The sequence below is a fragment of the Kitasatospora sp. NBC_00458 genome (assembly GCF_036013975.1).
In the GTDB taxonomy this organism is placed as follows: Bacteria; Actinomycetota; Actinomycetes; order Streptomycetales; family Streptomycetaceae; genus Kitasatospora.
Genome location: NZ_CP107904.1, coordinates 6,074,136 through 6,087,686 on the forward strand (window position 1 = coordinate 6,074,136; position 13,551 = coordinate 6,087,686).

General features: G+C 73.2%; 11 protein-coding genes. 10 read left to right on the plus strand and 1 reads right to left on the minus strand.

The annotated features are described in order from the left end of the window. The 4 genes from OG550_RS25320 (at window position 1) to OG550_RS25335 (ending at window position 5,242) form a co-directional block, all read left to right on the plus strand. Window positions 1–906, plus strand: a complete 906-nt coding sequence (locus tag OG550_RS25320; RefSeq protein ID WP_327681219.1) for a hypothetical protein — start codon at window positions 1–3, stop codon at window positions 904–906. Window positions 907–1,116: 210 nt separating this feature from the next. Beyond that, a complete protein-coding gene (locus tag OG550_RS25325; RefSeq protein WP_327681220.1) occupies window positions 1,117–2,049 on the plus strand; it encodes a FadR/GntR family transcriptional regulator in 933 nt (310 codons plus the stop codon). Window positions 2,050–2,517: 468 nt separating this feature from the next. Next, window positions 2,518–4,158, plus strand: a complete 1,641-nt coding sequence (locus OG550_RS25330) for an RNA polymerase sigma factor (RefSeq protein WP_327681222.1) — start codon at window positions 2,518–2,520, stop codon at window positions 4,156–4,158. A gap of 199 nt (window positions 4,159–4,357) precedes the next feature. Continuing rightward, window positions 4,358–5,242, plus strand: a complete 885-nt coding sequence (locus tag OG550_RS25335; RefSeq protein ID WP_327681224.1) for a S1 family peptidase — start codon at window positions 4,358–4,360, stop codon at window positions 5,240–5,242. Between the two features lie 155 nt (window positions 5,243–5,397). Here the strand turns inward: OG550_RS25335 and OG550_RS25340 are convergent, their stop codons facing one another. Then, window positions 5,398–5,628, minus strand: coding sequence for a DUF7455 domain-containing protein (locus OG550_RS25340; RefSeq protein ID WP_327681226.1), 231 nt, complete (start codon window positions 5,626–5,628; stop codon window positions 5,398–5,400). 540 nt (window positions 5,629–6,168) lie between these two features. Between OG550_RS25340 and OG550_RS25345 the strand changes: the two genes are divergently transcribed. The 6 genes from OG550_RS25345 to OG550_RS25370 all read left to right on the plus strand — a co-directional run bounded on the left by OG550_RS25345 (window position 6,169) and on the right by OG550_RS25370 (window position 13,493). Beyond that, window positions 6,169–8,280, plus strand: a complete 2,112-nt coding sequence (locus tag OG550_RS25345; protein WP_327681229.1) for a DNA gyrase/topoisomerase IV subunit B — start codon at window positions 6,169–6,171, stop codon at window positions 8,278–8,280. Window positions 8,281–8,442: 162 nt separating this feature from the next. Continuing rightward, window positions 8,443–8,928 (plus strand): DUF1453 domain-containing protein, encoded by a 486-nt coding sequence (locus tag OG550_RS25350; RefSeq protein WP_327681231.1) that lies wholly within the window; start codon window positions 8,443–8,445, stop codon window positions 8,926–8,928. A gap of 132 nt (window positions 8,929–9,060) precedes the next feature. After that, window positions 9,061–10,221, plus strand: coding sequence for a sensor histidine kinase (locus tag OG550_RS25355; RefSeq protein WP_327681233.1), 1,161 nt, complete (start codon window positions 9,061–9,063; stop codon window positions 10,219–10,221). A gap of 113 nt (window positions 10,222–10,334) precedes the next feature. Next, the gene (locus OG550_RS25360) at window positions 10,335–11,018 is read left to right on the plus strand and encodes a response regulator (protein ID WP_442906175.1); all 684 of its coding nucleotides are present in this window, start codon (window positions 10,335–10,337) and stop codon (window positions 11,016–11,018) included. A 127-nt stretch (window positions 11,019–11,145) separates the two neighbouring features. Beyond that, complete coding sequence (locus OG550_RS25365; RefSeq protein WP_327681237.1) at window positions 11,146–11,754, plus strand: DUF485 domain-containing protein; 609 nt, start codon at window positions 11,146–11,148, stop codon at window positions 11,752–11,754. Further along, window positions 11,751–13,493: a solute symporter family protein gene (locus tag OG550_RS25370; protein WP_327681239.1), complete on the plus strand. Its 1,743-nt coding sequence runs from the start codon at window positions 11,751–11,753 to the stop codon at window positions 13,491–13,493. The genes OG550_RS25365 and OG550_RS25370 overlap by 4 nt, the downstream gene beginning before the upstream one ends. Window positions 13,494–13,551 lie beyond the last annotated feature (58 nt).

Sequence of the window (13,551 nt, forward strand, 5' to 3'; positions counted from 1 at the left end):
GTGCGAGTTCTGGCCTATGAGCTGCGCCGGCTGCGCGGCCTGCGTTCCACCTGGCTGCTGCTCGCCGCGGTGGTGCTCTGCGACGCGGCGGTGGCCGCCGTGCTGGCAGGACAGGCGCCCGACGGGGGCCTGGACGGGGCGGCGGGGGTCCGGCTGCTGACGGCGACGGTGCCGCTGGTTCCGCTGCCGTTGGCGGCACTGGCGGCGGGGGTGCTGGGGGCCCTGTCGTACGGGCACGAGGTGCGGCACCCGGGGCTGGCGGCCTCGCGGGTGTCGTACCCGCGCCGGGTGCGGCTGCTGGCGGCCAAGCTGCTGGTGACCGGTGCGGTGGCGGGGGTGCTGGGCCTGGTCACGCTGCTGGTGGACGCCGTGGCCGTGCACTTCGCGCTGCCGGCGGGGGTGACGGTCACGGCCTGGTCCGACCCGGCCGCGCTCTCCGGTCGGGTGGCGGAGGCGCTGGCCTCGGCCGGGCTGGGCGGGCTCGGCGAGCTGCCGACCGTGCTGGCCCCGCTGGCGCTGGCGGCCGGGCAGGGTGTGCCGGCCGCGTTGCTGGCCTTCGTCCTCCTGACGGTCGTGGCGGGCTGGACCGGGGTGCTGACGGCCTCGCTCACCCGCAGCGCCGCCGCGGGGGTGCTGCTGCTCTGCGCGCTGCCGCCGCTGCTGGAGTCCGGCGTGGCGCTGCTGCTGCGGCAGACCGGGACGGCCTGGCCGACCCGGGCGGCGGAGCTGCTGCCGTTCCAGTCCGGGGTCGAGTGGGCGTACGGATGGGTGTACGGCGGGGACCGCCGGGTTGCGGAGGGCGGATCGGCGCTGACGGATCCGGCGCTGCTGGCCGCGGTGACGGCGCCGGCCTTCGTGCTGCTGCTGACCGTCCTGGTGGTCCAGGCCCGGCGCCGGGCGTTCTGAGCCGCCGGGTGTTCCGAGCCGCCGGGCGTTTCGAGCCGGCGGGCGTTCGGGGCCGACGGGGGTTCCGAGCCGCCGGGGACTCCGGGGCGCCGGGCGCTCCGAGTCGCCGCCGGGCCGGGCGGTTCGCCAAGATCGACCAGCAGTGACCGCAATGAGCGTTTCTTCCTGATAAGAAGTCAATTATCCAGTCACGGTCGATCACCCTTTCGTGTGCTTTTCACGAGAATTCTCAAGCTGTGCCCCCCGATCGCCGACAAAGGACCTGTGAGTACCCTTGCGCACCCCACCATGACCCCTGCCCGTTCCGCCGACGGGGCCATCCCCGGCCCCGCCGACCTGGACCGCTTCTCGTACGCCGACCGGCCGACCCCGCCGGCGCCCCGTTGGGAGGGCGCCGAGTCGGACCTCGCCCGGGTCGGCCGCAAGACCACCAGCAGCCGCGGCCGCGGCCTGCACGGCCAGCTGGTCCAGCAGCTCGGCCAGATGATCGTCTCCGGTGACCTCGGCGCCGACCGGCCGCTCGTCCCCGAGGAGATCGGCCAGCGGTTCGAGGTCTCCCGCACCGTCGTCCGCGAGTCGCTGCGCGTGCTGGAGGCCAAGGGCCTGGTCAGTGCCAGGCCGAACGTCGGCACCCGGGTCCGCCCGGTCAGCGACTGGAACCTGCTCGACCCGGACATCATCGAGTGGCGCGCCTTCGGCCCGCAGCGGGACGAGCAGCGCCGGGAGCTGTTCGAGCTCCGCTGGGCGATCGAGCCGCTGGCCTCCCGGATCGCCTCCGGCCACGGCCGGGAGGACGTCCAGCAGCGACTCGCCGAGCTGGTCGAGATCATGGGCCACGCCGCCGCCCAGGCCGACCTCTCCACCTTCAGCCGGGCCGACGCCGAGCTGCACGGGCTGGTCCTGCAGCTGGCGGGCAACCGGATGCTGGAGCACCTCTCCGGGATCGTCGCCTGCGCGCTCCAGGTGTCCGGCGGTCCGGTCACCGCCTGCGAGCGGCCGGTCGAGGCCTCGGTCGGTCTGCACGCCCGGCTGGTGGAGGCGCTCGGGGCCGGCGACGGCACCGCCGCCGAGGCCGCGATGCGGGCGCTGCTCACCGTCCACCCCGAGGTCGAGCCGTCGGTTCCGGCGCCCCGGGAGCACTGAGCGGTCCGTCCGGGACCGCGTGTTCCCCCCGTTCCCCGCGACCACCGGCCCTCCGGCTGCCGCCACGGCGCAGCCGGAGGGCCTCTGCGTGCCCGGCCCGCCGGGGGCGCGTCCGGCGCCGGGCGTCGCCCCGGTGGCCGAACTGTCGTGTCCATGGTGATGAGCTTCGGCGCGAGTGGGGGATGATGGAGGGAGGCCCCGGGCCGTGGACACGAACGGTGTGACCCGCGACACGAAGGCCATGCGTAACACTTGACGAGTAGCAGCGATGTCTCCTGAGCGGGAGCAGCTCCGGAATAACCCAACATGTCAGAATGCTGTGTTGGTCCGCGGCGCTGCTGCCGTCCTGCAAACCCAGTCCTCAAGCCCGAGTCGGTCGGAATCGACACCGCGTGCCCGACGCGCGATCTCCTTCCCCGCCCGCTCGGGCGGCCGGTACGGGTTCGAGTCCACTCATCGTCCGAGAGGTTGTTCGTGTCGGCCAGCACATCCCGTTCGCTTCCCCCCGAGATCGCCGAGTCCGCGGCTCTGCTGGCTCTCATCGAGCGGGGCAAGGCCCAGGGGCAGATCGCCGGTGACGACGTGCGCCAGGCGTTCGAGGCGGACCAGATCCCGGTCACCAAGTGGAAGAACGTCATGCGCAGCCTCAACCAGGTTCTGATTGAGGAGGGGGTGGATCTCATGGTCAGCGCGGCCGAACCGGCCGGCGCCAAGCGCAAGAGCGTTGCCGCCAAGAGCCCCGCCAAGCGCACCGCCACCAAGGCGGTCACCACCCGGACCCCGTCGGCCCCGACCAAGCCGCCCGTGCGCATCGCGCCCGGTGCGCCCGTCTCCGCCCCGGCGGTCGCGGCCGCCGCCGCGTCGGTCGGCACGGTGTCCGCCGAGATCACCGTCGAGGAGACGACCACCGTCGTCACCGAGGTGCGGACGGTCGCCAAGAAGGCCGTCGCCAAGAAGGCGGTCGCCAAGAAGGCCGCCGCCCCGGCCAAGAAGACCGCCGCCAAGAAGACCACCACCGCCAAGACCGCCAAGGGCGGCGAGGAGGAGCTGCTCGGCGAGGAGGAGCTGCTGGAGGACGCAGCCCTGCCGGCCGACAAGGCCGCTCCCGAGGGCGACGCCCCGGAGGAGGAGTCGGAGGGCTTCGTCCTCTCCGACGACGACGAGGACGACGCGCCGGCCCAGCAGGTCGCCGTGGCGGGTGCCACCGCCGACCCGGTCAAGGACTACCTGAAGCAGATCGGCAAGGTCCCGCTGCTCAACGCCGAGCAGGAGGTCGAGCTCGCCAAGCGCATCGAGGCCGGCCTGTTCGCCGAGGACAAGCTCTCGGCCGCCGACAAGCTGGCCCCCAAGCTCAAGCGCGAGCTGGAGATCATCGCCGAGGACGGCCGCCGGGCCAAGAACCACCTACTGGAGGCCAACCTCCGCCTGGTGGTCTCGCTGGCCAAGCGCTACACCGGCCGCGGCATGCTCTTCCTGGACCTGATCCAGGAGGGCAACCTGGGCCTGATCCGTGCGGTCGAGAAGTTCGACTACACCAAGGGCTACAAGTTCTCGACCTACGCGACCTGGTGGATCCGTCAGGCGATCACCCGGGCGATGGCCGACCAGGCCCGCACCATCCGCATCCCGGTGCACATGGTCGAGGTCATCAACAAGCTGGCCCGCGTCCAGCGCCAGATGCTCCAGGACCTGGGCCGCGAGCCCACCCCGGAGGAGCTGGCCAAGGAACTCGACATGACCCCCGAGAAGGTCATCGAGGTCCAGAAGTACGGCCGCGAGCCCATTTCGCTGCACACCCCGCTGGGTGAGGACGGCGACAGCGAGTTCGGTGACCTGATCGAGGACTCCGAGGCGGTCGTCCCGGCCGACGCGGTCTCCTTCACCCTGCTCCAGGAGCAGCTGCACTCGGTGCTGGACACCCTGTCCGAGCGCGAGGCGGGCGTGGTCTCGATGCGCTTCGGCCTGACGGACGGTCAGCCGAAGACGCTCGACGAGATCGGCAAGGTGTACGGGGTCACCCGTGAGCGCATCCGCCAGATCGAGTCGAAGACCATGTCCAAGCTGCGCCACCCGTCGCGCTCCCAGGTGCTGCGCGACTACCTGGACTGATCGCCGGACGGTCGAAGGTCCCGTCGGAAGGCCCGGAGCGGACGCTCCGGGCCTTCCGGCCGTTCGGGGGCGGACGGCGTCACCGTCCGGGTGGCCGTTGTCGCTCGTCCGGGTGGCGGTGCGGCCGCAGCGGGTCGCGCACCGTAGTCGGTCACCTACGCTGTGCCGGTTGCCTGCTGCCGAGCCACCTGGAGACACGGTGTCGCCCAACCCGGACCGCCCGGACCGCGCCGACCTGCCGACCGCCGCCCCGACCCGCCGCCGCCGGGCCGCGGCACTGCTGGCCCTGCTGGCAGCCCTGCCGGCGCCACTGCTGGCCCTCGGGGCGGCGGCGCCGGCCGCCCGGGCGGAGGGGAGGATCGTCGGCGGGGTGGCGGCGAGCACCGCCGGACAGCCGTGGGTGGTGGCGCTGGCCAGCCGCCAGCAGTTCGGGGCCGGCCGCTCGGGGCAGTTCTGCGGCGGGGCGCTGGTCACCCCGACCAAGGTGGTGACGGCGGCGCACTGCTTCTACGACGAGTCCAGGGGCCAGCGGGTGGACCGCCCGGGCCTGAAGGTCGTCGTCGGCCGGGACGACCTGCGCGGCTCGCTCGGCCGCGAGGTGCCGGTGCAGGCGGTCTGGGTGCACCCCGACTACTCCTTCGCCACCAACATGAACGACGTGGCGGTGGTCACCCTCGCCGAGTCGCAGGGGGCCCGGCCGGTGATCGAACTGGTCGGCCAGAACGAGACCGAGCCGTACCTCGCGGGTACCAGGGCGCAGGTCTACGGCTGGGGGGACAGCACCGGCCACGGTGACTACTCGCCCACGCTCCGTGGCGTGGACGTCCCGATCATCCCGGACCAGACCTGCGCAGAGGCCTACCCGGGCGGCTCGGACGGCCGTTTCGACGCCCGCGGCATGGTCTGCGCGGGCGAGGAGCAGGGCGGCAAGGACGCCTGCCAGGGGGACAGCGGCGGCCCGCTGGTGGTCGCCGGGAGGCTCGCCGGACTGGTCTCCTGGGGGACGGGCTGCGCCGAGGCGGCCCACCCCGGCGTCTACACCCGGGTCGGCGCGGTCGCGGACGCGGTGCGCGGCGTCCTGTAACCGGTCGGCGGCGCGGGGGCGGAGAGCACCCGGACGGGAAAACGTCGGAGCCGGGCGGCCGGCCCCCGGAGGGGTCGGCCGCCCGGCTCACCGTTCGCGCGCCGTGCGCGAACGGTCACAGCTCGACGTCGGTTGCTGCTGCGTGGCGCCCGGGATCAGCGCTCGTCTTCGTCGGCCGTGGCGGCGGTGCCGCTCAACCGGCCGCTCTCGTCCTGTATCTCCACGGCGATCTTCTTGAGCTCGGGCTCGAACTTCCGGCCGTGATGGGCGCAGAAGAGCAGCTCTCCACCGCTTGCGAGTACGACGCGCAGGTAAGCCTGGGCGCCGCAGCGGTCGCAGCGGTCAGCCGCGGTGAGCGGGCTCGCAGGTGTCAGAACAGTAGTCACGTCGCCTCTTCTCTAGCTCGACGAGCTGTCGTACCAGGGTCAACATCCAACCAGGCCGAAAACGTTCCCGCTCGTGGCTTTTCTTCTCTGAGGATTCTGCTGTGTTGATGAGGACGTGCCCCGGGGGCCGGTGGTTCATGCGTACCGAATCCCAGGATCCGTCTCCCGCTCGAACGCCCGATCGGAACCGGGTGCCGGAGTCCGCGTAGCATAATCCTCTGCTGGGTTGGAGCATAAGCCCCGTCCCGGGCCCCGGTAGCCTGCATAACGGCAGTTCCGGAGCCTGCGCCCGGTCCCACGATCCGCCAGGACCGGTGGTACCGGGAGGAGATGGAGCCCCGGCGGCCCGAATCCGGCGCGGCCCTTGTTCGCGCAGCGCGTACAAGCTGCGCGGGACCGGTCCGCCGTGCTGTGCACCCAGCGGAGGGGCGTGCACACGTAGGGGAAACGGCTGTCGGTGCGGTGTGCTGCACTGGCGGACGGTCCGGACCCGTCCGGATGTGACCGATGAGACAGATACATCACCGAGGAGAGTGCCGCGTGAGTGCCGAAACGACCGTGCCGTCCGCTCTGCTGGCCGGCGACGACGGTTCCAACTACACCGCTCGGCACCTGCTCGTCCTGGAGGGCCTGGAGGCGGTCCGCAAGCGCCCGGGCATGTACATCGGCTCGACCGACAGCCGGGGCCTGATGCACTGCCTCTGGGAGATCATCGACAACTCCGTCGACGAGGCGCTCGGCGGCCACTGCGACCGGATCGAGGTCGTGCTGCACGACGACTCCTCGGTCGAGGTCCGTGACAACGGGCGAGGCATCCCGGTGGACGTCGAGCCCAAGACCGGGCTGTCCGGCGTCGAGGTCGTGATGACCAAGCTGCACGCCGGCGGCAAGTTCGGCGGCGGCTCCTACGCGGCCTCCGGCGGTCTGCACGGCGTCGGCGCCTCCGTGGTCAACGCGCTCTCGGCCCGCCTGGACGTCGAGGTCGACCGCAGCGGCCACACCCACGCGATCAGCTTCCGCCGCGGCACCCCCGGGATCTTCACCGAGACCAGCCCGGACGCCCCGTTCGAGCCGGCCAACGGGCTGACCCGGGTCCGCAAGGTGCCCAAGACCCGCACCGGCACCCGGATCCGCTACTGGGCGGACCGGCAGATCTTCCTCAAGGACGCCAAGCTCGCCCTGGAGAGCCTGCACAGCCGGGCCCGGCAGACCGCCTTCCTCGTCCCCGGACTGACCATCGTGGTCCGTGACGAGCGGTTGACCGAGAGCGACGCGGTCGAGGAGTCGACCTTCCACTACGACGGCGGCATCGCCGAGTTCTGCGAGTTCCTGGCGCCCGACAAGCCGATCAGCGACGTGCTGCGGCTGACCGGCGAGGGCACCTTCAAGGAGACCGTCCCCGTCCTCGACGACCTCGGGCACATGACGCCCACCGAGGTCACCCGCCACCTCGGGGTGGACATCGCGCTGCGCTGGGGCACCGGCTACGACACCACCCTGCGCTCCTTCGTCAACATCATCGCCACCCCCAAGGGCGGCACCCACGTCACCGGCTTCGAGCGCTCGATGGCCAAGACGGTCAACGAGGTGCTGCGCGCCAGCAAGCTGCTGCGCGTCGCCGAGGACGACGTCACCAAGGACGACGCGACCGAGGGCCTCACCGCCGTGGTCACCGTGCGGCTCGCCGAGCCGCAGTTCGAGGGCCAGACCAAGGAGGTGCTCGGCACCTCGGCGGCCAACCGGATCGTCGCTGCCGTCGTCGCGAAGGAGCTCAAGGCCTTCCTCACCTCGGCCAAGCGGGACGAGAAGGTCCAGGCCAGGGCCGTGCTGGAGAAGGTGGTCGCCGCCGCCCGGACCCGCGTCGCGGCCCGCCAGCACAAGGAGGCGCAGCGCCGGAAGACCGCGCTGGAGACCAGCTCGCTGCCGGCCAAGCTGGCCGACTGCCGCAGCGACGACGTCGACCGCAGTGAACTCTTCATCGTCGAGGGCGACTCCGCGCTCGGCACCGCCAAGCTGGCCCGCAACTCGGAGTTCCAGGCGCTGCTGCCGATCCGCGGCAAGATCCTCAACGTGCAGAAGGCGTCCGTGAGCGACATGCTCAAGAACACCGAGTGCGCGGCGATCATCCAGGTGATAGGGGCCGGCTCGGGCCGCACCTTCGACATCGACCAGGCGCGCTACGGCAGGGTCATCTTCATGGCCGACGCCGACGTCGACGGCTCGCACATCCGCTGCCTGCTGCTGACGCTCTTCCAGCGGTACATGCGGCCGATGGTCGAGCAGGGGCGGGTGTTCGCGGCGGTGCCGCCGCTGCACCGGATCGAGCTCACCAACCCCAAGCGCGGGCAGGAGAAGTACCACTACACCTACTCCGACGCCGAGCTGCGCTCCACCCTGCTGGAGTTCCAGCGCAAGAACCTGCGCTGGAAGGACCCGGTCCAGCGCTACAAGGGCCTCGGCGAGATGGACGCCGACCAGCTGGCCGAGACCACCATGGACCCGCGCCACCGCACGCTGCGCCGGATCAACCTCGGCGACCTGGAGCAGGCCGAGAAGATCTTCGACCTGCTGATGGGCAACGACGTGGCGCCGCGCAAGGAGTTCATCGTGGACTCGGCGGCCACCCTGGACCGCTCGCGCATCGACGCCTGAGCACCGGCTCCGCCGCGGACCGCAGGGCCCTCCACCCGTGGGTGGAGGGCCCTCGTGTCGCCGGGTCCACCCGCGTTCCACCCCGGCTCCGAGCAGCCGGTGCGGCCGGATCCGTAGCGTCGGAGGGGTCAGTCCGCCCCTCCCGCCGTTACGGAGAACCCGATGCCCGCCCTCGTCGACGTCGTTGTGATCATCGCGGTGGCGGTCCTGGTGGTCCGGCGCCAGATGCGCGCCCGGCGCCTGGACACCGAGCGCCGCTTCTGGGTGCTCCCGCTGGTCCTCGGCGGCCTCGCGCTGCGCGACCCCGCGCTGGTCGACCACGCGCACCCGGTGGCCTCCGTCGCGCTCCTGGCCGGCGGACTGCTGGCGGTGCTCGCGACGGGCTGCGTCTGGGGCTGGACCGTCCGGATCTGGCGTGCGGAGGACGGCGGCCTGTGGGCCCGGGGCACCCGGGCCACGGTGGCGGCCTGGTCGGGCACGGTCGTCGTCCGGCTCGGCCTGTTCGGGGTCGGCGCCGCGCTCCACGTGCACCAGTCCCGCAGCTCGCTGCTGCTCGGGCTCGCGGTCCTGCTGCTGGTCAGGTCGCTCGTGGTGAACTGGAGGGCGCGGGTGTCGGAGGGGGCCGGTCGCACCGTCGTCGCAGGCTGACACCGGGCTCGTCCGGCCGGTGGCTCCGGCCCGCGTCCCCGGGCCCGCGTCCCCGTCCGGCGGTCGGCTCACCTGTCACTCCGCTCGCCCGTCCGTCCGATCAGGACCCCGTCGACCTCCCGGAGGAGAACCGTGCCCGAGTGGAGCTGGAGCCGCTGGCCGGCCCGGGAGGGGCTGGAGCGGGAGGCCGAGAGCCAGGCCCGGCGGACCCTCACGGCGCTCGGCCGGGCCGTGCTGCTGGTCACCGTGGTCTGGGGCACCTTCTCCCGCGGGGTGTACACCGGCTGGGAGGTCGTGGCGGCCGCGGCCGGGCTGCTCGCGGCCGTCGGACTCTGCGCGGCCTACCTGCGGGCGGCCCGGGAACAGCGGCTGACGCGTTCGCTCGTCCTGGCCGCCGCACTGATCGGCTCCGCCTGGCTGGCCGACGGGCTCCAGGCGTACCTGATGGCCGACTTCGTCTGGGCCGGGCTCGCCGTCACCGCCGCGGTCCGGCTGCCGGCCGTTCCGGCGGCGGTGGTCGCGACGACCGCGCTGGCCTCCTACACGGCGGCGAGCTGGGAGAGCTGGCTGAGCATCACCGTCACGGTCGGCGGGCTCGGCGTCCTCGGCTACCTGCTGCGGCTGGACGCGGAGGCGCGCGGCACCGCGCGGCGGCTGCTCGCCCAGGAACGCGCGGCGCGGGCCGCCGAGGCGGAGAGCACGGCGCTCGCCGAACGGGCCAGGATCGCCCGGGAGATCCACGACGTGCTGGCCCACAGCCTCTCCGCCCAGCTGGTCCATCTGGAGGCGGCCCGGCTGATGCTGGACTCCGGCACCGACCGGGAGCGGATCCGGGAACGGGTGGTGGCCGCCCGGCGGATGGCGCAGGACGGCTTGGCCGAGACCCGGCAGGCGCTGTCCGCGCTGCGCGGCGAGCTGCCCCCGGTCGGCGAGTTCCTGGTGGAGCTGACCGGGCGCGAGCGCGCCGTGCTCACCGTCACCGGGACCCCGCGTCCGCTGCCCGCCGAGGCGGGGCTCGCGGTGCGGCGCACGGCCCAGGAGACGCTGACCAACGTGCGCAAGCACGCCCCCGGCGCACACTGCACCGTCGAACTGCGCTACCTGCCCGACGAGGTCGAACTGGAGGTGCGCAACGGGCGTCCGGTGCGTGCCGGGGCGTCCGCGGAGCTGGCGGGCAGCGGGGGCGGGTACGGTCTGCTCGGGATGCGCGAACGCGCGGAACTGCTCGGCGGCACCCTGCTGGCGGGCCGTCACGAGGGAGGATGGCGCGTGCTGCTGCGGGTGCCGGCATGACCGCGGGTACGGGGCGGGGCGAGCGGCCGGGTGCGGAGACGGGGCCGGGTTCCGGGCCGCCGGCGCGGGTGCTGGTGGCGGACGACCAGACGGTGGTGCGCGAGGGCATCGTGATGCTGCTGGGACTGCTGCCCGGCATCGAGGTGGTCGGCTCGGCGGCGGACGGCGAGGAGGCCGTCGCGATGGTCGGGCTGCACCACCCGGACGTGGTGCTGATGGACCTGCGGATGCCGCGCTGCGACGGGGTCGAGGCGACCCGGCGGATCCGGTCCGCCCACCCGGGGACCGAGGTGGTGGTGCTGACCACCTACGCCGACGACGACTCGCTGTTCCCGGCGCTGAGGGCCGGGGCACGCGGCTACCTGACCAAGGACGCCGGTGCGGAGGAGATCGCCCGGGCGATCGCGGACGTCCGGTCGGGTGCGGCCGGGCTCGCCCCGCAGGTGCAGCTGCGGCTGCTGGAGCGGCTGGCGGGGGAGGGCGCGGCGGCGCGTTCGGAGGCGTGGGGATCCCCGGCGCGCCCGGCGCACCCCGTGCGGTCGGTTCCCGCCGACCCGGCGTCCCCGGTGTCCCCGGCGGGGGCGGTGGGACTGCCGGACGGGCTGACCGCGCGGGAGGCCGAGGTGTTGGCGCTGATCGCGGAGGGGCTCTCCAACACCGAGATCGCCCGGCGGCTGTTCGTCAGCCCGGCCACCGTGAAGACGCACATCAACAACCTGTTCGCCAAGACCGGCGTGCGGGACCGGGCGCAAGCGGTCACGTACGCCTTCCGGAACGGAATCACCGGGTCGCCGTAGTAGTCAGATGAGCGTCTGTCGGATGATCGCTCACCTTATCGAGTGAACGTATCTGCGTTGGAGGTTGGGCGGGTTCGGGCGCCCCCATCATGGTTCGGGACACAACCCCCCGGGTCCAGGAGCAGCGGTGCCACAACAGCAGACGAGCAGTCCAGAGCGGGGACGGCAATCCGAGCAGGGGCAGCGGTTCGACTGGTGGGCCGAGCCCGCGGCGGTCCCCGGACAGCCGGACCGGCCGGCGGCCGGGGAGGTGGCGGACCGGCAGGCGATCGGCCGGACGGACGCGGGCCCGGCGCCCGTCCGGACGCAGACCCCGCCCCCGCGGACCGGCGCACCGCGGACCGGGAGACCGCCGGCCGGGAGACCGGAGGCCGACCGGGTGGAGACGGACGGCCGGGAGGCCGACGCTCCGGAGACGGACGGCAGCACCGAGGTCTACCGCTCGGTCCAGCACAGCGAGGCCTTCCAGCAGATCCGCCGCAGCTACCGCACCTTCGTCTTCCCGGTCAGCGGCGTCTTCCTCGCCTGGTACCTGACGTACGTGGCCGCCCAGGCGGTCGCCCCCGGTCTGATGCGCACCCCGGTCGCCGGCCCGGTCAACATCGCCTGGGTGCTAGGGCTGCTGCAGTTCGCCTCCACCTTCCTGCTGACCTGGCTCTACGCCCGCAACGCCCGCACCAAGCGCGACCGGGCCGCCCTGTCGCTCCGCTGGGACACCCAGGACCAGCTGCGATGAGGGCCGCGACCCCGCCCCCCGTCGCCCCCGCCGGCGACCACCACGACCTGGCCGTCGTGCTGTTCGCCGTCATCGTCCTGGTCACCCTGGCGATCACCGTCTGGGCCGGCCGCCGCCGGGGCAGCGCCGCCGAGGACTTCTACGCCGGCGGGCGCGACTTCACGCCGCTGCAGAACGGCTTCGCGCTCTCCGGGGACTACCTCTCCGCCGCCTCGTTCCTCGGCGTCGCGGGGCTGATCGCGCTCTACGGGTACGACGGCGTGCTCTACAGCATCGGCTTCCTGGTCGCCTGGCTGGTGGTGCTGATGCTGGTCGCCGAGCTGGTCCGGAACGCCGGGCGGTACACCCTCGCCGACGTCCTGGCGCTGCGGCTGCGCCGGCGCAAGGTCCGGGCGGCGGCCGGCGGCGCCAGCGTGGTCGTCACGCTCTTCTACCTGGTCGCCCAGATGGTCGGCGCGGGCAGCCTGGTCGCGCTGCTGCTGGGCACGAACAGCGCCCAGGCCCGGACCTGGACCATCGTGGCGGTCGGCGGTCTGATGATCGTCTACGTCACGGTGGGCGGGATGCGGGCCACCACCTGGATCCAGATCGTCAAGGCGTTCCTGCTGATCGCCGGGTCGGTGCTGCTGACCGTGCTGCTGATGGTCCGGTTCCACGGCGACGTCGCCGAGCTGATGCGGCAGGCCGCCCAGCACAGCGGCGCCGGGCAGCGGTACCTGGAACCGGGGCTCAAGTACGGGCACAGCTTCACCAGCCGGCTGGACTTCTTCAGCCTCGGCCTGGCCCTGGTGCTGGGCACCGCCGGCCTCCCGCACATCCTGTCCCGCTTCTACACCGTGCCGACGGCCCGGGCCGCCCGGCGCTCCACGATGTGGGCGATCGGGCTGGTCGGCGGGTTCTACCTGATGGCCATCGCACTCGGACTGGGCGCCACCGCGCTGATCGGCTCGGCCGAGGTGCGGCACGCCAACTCGGCGGGCAACACGGCCGTCCCGCTGCTGGCCCTGGTGCTCGGCGGCGGCAACGGCTCCACCGGCGGGGTGCTGCTGTTCGCGCTGATCTCGGCGATCGCCTTCGCCACCATCCTCGCCGTGGTCGCCGGGCTCACCCTGGCCTCCTCGGCGGCGTTCGCGCACGACATCTGGGCGGGCGCCTGGCGGGGGCGGCCGCGCCGCACGCGCCGCCCCCGCGGCCGCCGGGCCGCCGTGCCGGCCTCCCGGCGGGCCCGGGGCGCGCTGACGGGCAGGCTCCGGGCCGCGGAGTCCGAGGCGGAGTCCGCCGGCGCGGTCGCGGAGCGGAAGGAGGTCGGTGTCGCCCGGGTCGCCGCGGTCGGGATCGGTGCGGTCGCGATCGTGCTCAGCCTCTTCGCCCAGCAGCTGAACGTGGCCTTCCTGGTCGGCCTGGCCTTCGCCGTCGCGGCCTCGGCCAACCTGCCGGTGCTGCTCTACAGCCTGTTCTGGCGGCGGTTCACCGCCCGTGGCGCGGTCTGGTCGGTGTACGGCGGGCTGATCCCCGCGGTGGTGCTGGTGGCCTTCTCGCCGGTGGTCTCGGGGACCAAGGTGGCCCTCTTCCCCGGGGTCGACTTCCACTGGTTCCCGCTGGAGAACCCGGGCATCGTCTCCATCCCGCTGGGCTTCCTGGCCGGGTGGATCGGCACCCTCACCTCGCCGGAACCGGCCGACCCGGACCGGTACGCGGAGCTGGAGGTCCGGTCGCTGACCGGTGCGGGGGCGGCGTAGCGGCGGCTCCGACGGCAGGAGCGCAGGACCCCGGTGGGCCCCGACGGGCCGCCGGGGT